This window comes from Streptomyces anandii JCM 4720, from assembly GCF_014650655.1.
Classification (GTDB): Bacteria; Actinomycetota; Actinomycetes; order Streptomycetales; family Streptomycetaceae; genus Streptomyces; species Streptomyces anandii.
Genome location: NZ_BMVJ01000001.1, coordinates 267,443 through 274,083 on the forward strand (window position 1 = coordinate 267,443; position 6,641 = coordinate 274,083).

Annotated in this window: 6 protein-coding genes; 2 read left to right on the forward strand and 4 right to left on the reverse strand. The window is 73.0% G+C overall.

Annotation, left to right across the window (positions count from 1 at the left end):
- Nucleotides 1-374 (reverse strand): MFS transporter (locus IE249_RS35810; protein WP_229857166.1); only part of this gene is annotated, 374 nt, incomplete at its 3' end.
- Between the two features lie 305 nt (nucleotides 375-679).
- On the opposite strand from IE249_RS35810, the gene IE249_RS01210 reads away from it, so the two are divergent.
- The gene (locus tag IE249_RS01210) at nucleotides 680-2,119 is read left to right on the forward strand and encodes an MFS transporter (protein WP_373304318.1); all 1,440 of its coding nucleotides are present in this window, start codon (nucleotides 680-682) and stop codon (nucleotides 2,117-2,119) included.
- A 44-nt stretch (nucleotides 2,120-2,163) separates the two neighbouring features.
- On the opposite strand, the gene IE249_RS01215 is transcribed toward IE249_RS01210, so the two are convergent.
- Nucleotides 2,164-2,796, reverse strand: a complete 633-nt coding sequence (locus tag IE249_RS01215; RefSeq protein ID WP_189703209.1) for a response regulator transcription factor — start codon at nucleotides 2,794-2,796, stop codon at nucleotides 2,164-2,166.
- 287 nt (nucleotides 2,797-3,083) lie between these two features.
- On the opposite strand from IE249_RS01215, the gene IE249_RS01220 reads away from it, so the two are divergent.
- Nucleotides 3,084-4,658 carry an alpha-L-arabinofuranosidase B gene (locus IE249_RS01220; protein WP_189702865.1) on the forward strand — a complete coding sequence of 525 codons (1,575 nt, stop codon included), beginning with the start codon at nucleotides 3,084-3,086 and terminating at the stop codon, nucleotides 4,656-4,658.
- Here IE249_RS01220 and IE249_RS01225 read toward each other — a convergent pair.
- Nucleotides 4,636-5,877 carry a sensor histidine kinase gene (locus tag IE249_RS01225; RefSeq protein ID WP_189702866.1) on the reverse strand — a complete coding sequence of 414 codons (1,242 nt, stop codon included), beginning with the start codon at nucleotides 5,875-5,877 and terminating at the stop codon, nucleotides 4,636-4,638. The two genes, IE249_RS01220 and IE249_RS01225, sit on opposite strands and share 23 nt — an antisense overlap.
- A 15-nt stretch (nucleotides 5,878-5,892) precedes the next feature.
- Complete coding sequence (locus IE249_RS01230; RefSeq protein ID WP_189703210.1) at nucleotides 5,893-6,609, reverse strand: ABC transporter permease; 717 nt, start codon at nucleotides 6,607-6,609, stop codon at nucleotides 5,893-5,895.
- Nucleotides 6,610-6,641: the final 32 nt, after the last annotated feature.

The following is a 6,641-nucleotide window of genomic DNA, read 5'->3' on the forward strand; positions in this document are numbered from 1 at the left end:
ATGCCGAGCGGGATCGCGCCCATGGCGAAGCCCTGGAGGGTGCGGCCCACGATCATGGGCAGCAGGGTGCTGGTGAGCGCGCTGACGAGCGCGCCGGCCACCATCACGGCGAGGCTCGCGATCAGCATGCGGCGCTTGCCGTACAGGTCGCCGAGGCGGCCCATGATCGGCGTGGCCACGGCGCCCGAGAGGAGGGTGGAGGTCAGGACCCAGGTGGCGTTGCTGGGCGAGGTGTCCAGAAGTTGCGGCAGGTCCTTGATGACCGGCACGAGCAGGGTCTGCATCACCGCGACGACGATGCCCGCGAAGGCGAGCACCGGGACGACGGCCCCGCTCGCGCTCCGTGCGGGCCGTTCGGTCGGTGTGTGCGTCATGGAGTGAGGCCTCCGGGCCTTGAGGTGGTGAGTGTGCGGCCGTCCGTACGGGACGGGTGCTGGGGGAACCTTGTATGCACGGGCAACTATTCCGATGCTTCGGCGTACTAACGATTTCTTGACCATTCCATGAGGAAGTGACCGCGAGGGCCGAGGGACGGGACGGGGGCTTCGGGAAACGGGGCACGACCGAAACGGGGCACGGCCGAAACGGGGCGCGACCGCGGGACCGGAGGTCGTAGGACCAGCGGCCCGGGCGGGACGGTGCGAAATCCCGATGCAAGGGGCGCGGCCGGGTTGAGAGCATGACACCCATGCTCGAAGCCGCCGACGTCACCCCGATATCCCGCCCCCGCCGCACCGGGCCCCCGCCCACCTGGCTCGTGGTGGCCCTCGCCTGCGCCGGGCAGTTCCTGGTCGTCCTCGACGTCTCCGTCGTCAACGTGGCGCTGCCGTCCATGCGCACCGACCTCGGGCTCAGCGCCCCGGGCCTGCAATGGGTGGTCAACGCCTACGCGATCGCCTTCGCCGGGTTCATGCTGCTCGGCGGCCGGGCCGGCGACCTCTACGGGCGCAAGCGGATGTTCCTCGTCGGGCTCGCCCTGTTCACGCTGGCCTCACTGGGCGGCGGACTGGCCCAGGACGGCTGGCAGCTGCTGCTGGCGCGGGCCGCGCAGGGGCTCGGGGCGGCGGTGCTCGCGCCCTCCACCCTCACGCTGCTGACCGCCGCCGTGCCCGAGGGGCCGGCCCGGGCGCGGGCCATCGCCACCTGGACCGCGGTCGGCGCGGGCGGCGGCGCGGCGGGCGGACTGGTCGGCGGACTGCTGGTGCAGGGCCTGTCGTGGCGGTGGGTGCTGCTCATCAACGTGCCGGTCGGCGCGGTGGTGCTGGCCGGCTCGCTGCGGTGGCTGACCGAGAGCAGGGCGCCCGGCGGGCGCAGGCTCGACCTGCCCGGCGCGCTGCTGGTGACCGCGGGCCTGGCGAGCCTCGCCTACGGCATCTCGCGGACCGGGGCCGAGGGCTGGACGGCCGCCGCCACCCTCGGGCCGCTGCTCGCGGGTCTTGCGCTCGTCGCGCTGTTCCTCGCCGTCGAGGCCCGCACGGCCGCCCCGCTGATGCCGCTCGGGCTGCTGCGCCTGCGCTCGGTGGCGTCGGCCAACGCGGCCATGTTCGTGTGCGGTTCGGCCATGTTCTGCATGTGGTTCTTCATGACCCTCTACGCCCAGAACGTGCTCGGCTACTCCCCGCTGGACGCCGGACTCGCCCTGGTCCCCAGCTCGCTGGCCGTCGTCCTCGGCTCCAAGCTGGCCCCGCGCCTGATGCCGGTGGCCGGGGCGCGCGGGGTGGCGGTGGGCGGGACCCTGCTGGCGGCCGCCGGGTTCGCCTGGCAGTCGACGATGCGCGCGGACGGCGCGTATCCGACCGCCATCATGCTGCCCGGCGTCCTGATGATGCTGGGCGCGGGTCTGGCCGCGACACCGCTGGCCGCGCTGGCCACCTCCGGGGCGGCGCCCGGCGACGCGGGAGTGGTCTCGGGTCTGGTCAACACCTCGCGGACGATGGGGGGTTCCCTCGGACTGGCCGTCATGTCGACCGTTGCCGCGGCCCGCACGGCCGGCCGGGCCACGCCCGAGGCCCTCACGGACGGCTACGCTCTGGCCTTCCGCACGGCGGCGGTGACGCTGGTGGCCGGCGCGCTGCTGATGTGGGCCTGGCTGCCGCGCACGGCACGCAGGGCCGCGTAGAGGCGGGCGCGTACGGCAAAGCGTCCGGGGGGAGCCCGGGAGGGTCACAGCCAGCCCTGGTGGCGGGCCTCGCGGACGGCCTCCGCTCGGTTGCGGGTGTTGGTCTTGCCGATCGCGGAGGACAGGTAGTTGCGGACGGTGGACTCCGACAGGTGCAGCGCGGCCGCGACGTCGGCGACCGTCGCGCCGTCCGCGGAGGCCTTCAGTACGTCGCACTCGCGGGCGGTGAGCGGACTGGGGCCCGCGCTGAGCGCGGCGGCCGCGAGGGCCGGATCGACCACCGTCTCCCCGGCCAGCACCCGGCGGATCGCGGCGGCCAGTTCCTCCACCGGGCCGTCCTTGACCAGGAAGCCCGCCGCGCCCGCCTCCATGGCCCGGCGCAGATAGCCGGGGCGGCCGAACGTCGTCAGTATCAGCACCCGGCAGCCGGGCGCCTCCTCGCGCAGCCGCGCGGCCGCGTCCAGGCCGCTCAGGCCCGGCAGTTCGATGTCGAGCAGGGCCACGTCGGGGCAGTGGGTGAGCGCCGCGCCGACGATCGCGTCTCCGGTCGGCACCTGCGCCACGACCTCCATGTCGTCCTCCATGCCGAGCAGCAGCGCGAGCGCGCCCCGCATCATCTGCTGGTCCTCCGCGAGCAGGACGCGAATGGACTTGGCGGGCCGGTGGTCCCGTGGCATCTCGGTCACGGCCCCAGCGTAGGGCAGGGCCGGCCGGTCAAAGACTTCTCATTGTCCGCCGCCGCAGGGGTTGACGGCGCACGGTCGCACCAAAACAATCGCCTCTGAATTTCCGGAATTCCATCGGTCGAATAGGTTCGGTATTTCGATCGAACGACGCCCGGTATCCCGAACGCCCGATATCCCGAACGCCCGATATCCCGAACGGCCGGTATTCCGAACGGCCGGTATTCCGAACGCCCGGTATCTCGAAGCACTGCCCCACCAGGAAGCGAAGAGGTGCATCCGTGTCCATTCCGCGCTCGTGTCACCGGCGGCTGAGAAAGGCCGTCCTCGGTGTCCTCGCCACACTCGCCACCGTCGCCGCGCTCGTCGTGGGCGCCGGCGCCCCGCCGGCCGCCGCCGCGGGGTCGCTGCCCTGCGACGTCTACGGCGCCGCCGGCACCCCGTGCGTGGCCGCGCACAGCCTCGTGCGCGCGCTGTACGCCTCGTACGACGGCCCGCTCTACCAGGTGCGGCGGGCCTCCGACGGCGCCACCGCGGACATCGGCCCGCTGACGGCCGGCGGCTATGCGAACGCGGCCGCCCAGGACTCCTTCTGCACCGGCACGACCTGCGTCATCACCGAGATCCACGACCAGTCGCCCCGGCACAACGACCTCACCGTCGAGGGCGCGGGAGGCGCCGGCGCGGCGGACGTGGGCGCGCCCGCCGACGCCCTGCCGGTGACCGTGGGCGGCCACCAGGTCTACGGTCTGGAGATCTCCGCCGGCATGGGTTACCGGGACAACTCCACCTCCGGCGTCGCCGTGAACGGCCAGGCCGAGGGGATGTACATGGTCACCTCCGGCACCCACGTCAACAACCGCTGCTGCTTCGACTACGGCAACGCCGAGACCAACAACATGGACACCGGCAACGGCCACATGGACGCGATCAACTTCGGCACCGAGTGCTGGTTCTCGCCCTGTTACGGCCAGGGCCCCTGGGTGCAGGCCGATCTGGAGAACGGTCTCTTCCAGTCCGACGCCGGCTACAGCAGGAACACCTCCAACACCGGGACCGGGCCCCTGCCGTTCGTCACCGCGCTGCTGAAGAACAACGGCCGGAACCATTTCGCGCTGAAATACGGAAATGCCCAGTCCGGCCGGCTCACCACCACCTATTCCGGAGGTGAACCCACCGCCTCCGGCTACTCGCCCATGCACCAGGAGGGCGCCATCGTCCTCGGCACCGGCGGCGACAACAGCAACGGCTCCATCGGGTCCTTCTTCGAGGGCGTGATGACCTCCGGCATCCCCACCGACGCCGCCGACGACGCCGTACAGGCCGACATCGTCTCCGTCGGTTACGGCGGTCCCACCGGCAGCACCGGCACGCTCACCCCCGGCTCGGAGATCTCGCTGGGCGCGACGACCGCCTGCTGCACCGCCGACTACGTCCGCCACCAGAACGACGCGGCCGTCATCTCCCCGGTCAGCTCCAGCAGTTCGAGCCCGGACCGGGGCGACGCCACCTGGATCGTCCGCCGGGCACTGGCGAGCGGCGCGGCCGCCTCCTGCGTCTCCTTCGAGTCGCGCGACTACCCGGGCGACTTCCTGCGCCACTCCGACTACCGGCTCCGCCGCGCCCCCATGGACGGCACCGCGCTGTTCCGGGCCGACGCCACCTTCTGCCCGACGACCGGCCGGAGCGGATCGGGGACGACGTCCTTCGCCTCGTACAACTACCCGGCCCGGTACCTGCGCCACTACGACTACGGCGTCTACATCGCGAGCGACGGCGGCTCCAACGCCTTCGACAGCGCCACCTCCTGGGCCGACGACGTCAGCTGGCGGATCACGTCGCCCTGGTCGCCGTAACCGATTCGGCCTCCGCCGACTCCGCCTGATCGGAGGGGAGTTCGGCGGTGACGGTGAAGCCGCCGCGCGGCGACGGACCGGCCCGCAGTGAGCCGCCCGCCGCCGCGAGGCGCTCGGTCAGCCCCTTCAGGCCGGTGCCGCCGACACCGCCGGAGGCCGCGTCCGGCGCACGGCCGCCGCTCCCGTCACCGCCGCTCCCGTCGCCGTCATGGCCGTCGCCGTTGTCGGAGACGGTGAGGCGGGCGTGGTCCGCCGTGCTGTGGACGGTGATCTCGCAGCGGGTCGCGCCGCTGTGGCGCACGGCGTTGGTGACCGACTCGCGGACCACCCAGCCCAGCAGGGCCTCCGTCCGGGGGGTGAGCGGGGGACCGGAGCGGCGCACCACCGGCTCGATGCCGGCCGCGGTCAGCGCCGAACGGGCCCGGTCCAGCTCCGTGCTCAGGCTGCCCTCCCGGTAGCCGGTGACCGCCTCGCGGATCTCGGTCAGCGCCTGCCTGCCCACCGACTCGATGTCGGTGACCTGGCTCAGCGCCGCGTCCAGATCCCGGGGCGCCAGCCGCCGGGCCGCCTCCGACTTCACCACGATCACCGACAGGGTGTGGCCCAGCAGGTCGTGCAGGTCGCGCGAGAAGCGCAGCCGCTCCTCCTCCACCGCCCGCCGCGCCAACTCCTCCCGCGCCGCCCGCAGCTCCCGTACGGCCTCGCTCAGGCCCAGGATCGCGGCGGTCACCATGCTGGACAGGAAGGTGCCGTAGGCGATGTTGATGCCGTTCCAGCCCTCGCGGTAGGCGGAGACCGCGCCCGCGAGCACCGTGAGCAGCAGCCCCGCCCTGCCCAGCCACGGCCCGCGCAGCGCCGCGCCCGCCGCGAGCCCGAGCAGCGGGAAGAACAGCAGCCAGCTGCCGCCGTAGCCGAGCGCCAGACCGGTCGTCAGCAGGGCCATCAGCAGCAGCGCCAGCCGCGTGGACGGCGCCTCGCGCCGCTCCTTGTCGAAGGCGCGGAAGACGACGTAGATGTAGAGCGAGTTGAAGGTGAACAGGCCGATCCCGCCGACCCACGGGTTGGCGGTCTTGCCCTGGAGGACGTTGGACAGGGAGCCCAGCCCCATCAGCAGCCACGGCAGCAGCGTGAAACCGGTGGGGGGCGGCCCGGCCTGCTCGTCCCGCTTCCGGGCCCGCCACGCCCAGCGGCCCGCCCGCGTCTCCTCGCACCCGCTCATCTTCCGCACCCCCGCTCAGACCGTGCCCGCGTTGCGGCGGTAGGACAGCACAGCGTACGAGCCGAACGCCAGCAGCCAGGCCGCCAGCACCAGGACCGCGCCCGCCGCCGGCGCGTGCCCCTCGGTCACCGCCAGGCCGAGGTCGGCGAACCGGTGCGTCGGCGTGTACGCGGACACCGCGCGCAGCCAGTGCGGGAACAGGGACACCGGGAACCACAGTCCGCCCAGCACCGCGAGCCCCAGGTTGCACACCATGTTCACCACGCCCGTGGTCTGCGCGGTCAGCCCGTAGCCGTTGCCCAGCCCGAGCAGGGTGAAGGGCAGCGAGCCCAGCCACAGCAGCAGCGCGGTCGCCGCCCACTGCCACGCCTGCAGCCGTACGCCGTTGACCAGCCCGCCCGCCAGCAGCACCGCGCAGATCGCGGGCAGCACCGTCACCGAACCGGTCAGCGCCCGGCCCGCGACCACCTGGCGCGGCGTCATCGGGGTCACCCTCAGCTGCCGCAGCCAGCCCACCGCGCGGTCCTCGGCGACCCCGCCGCCGGTGTTCAGCGCCGAGCCGACCGCGCCGTACGCGGCCATGCCGACCATGGAGGCGGTGCGCCAGTCCGGGTCGTTCTCGCCGAGGTTGGTGAACAGCAGGTACATCATCACCGGCATCGCGATGCCGCCGATCACGAAGCCCACGTCGCGCAGGGTGCGGCGCACCTCGAGGCGCAGGTAGTCGAACACGCCGGACATCACACCGTCTCCATCTCGTCGGT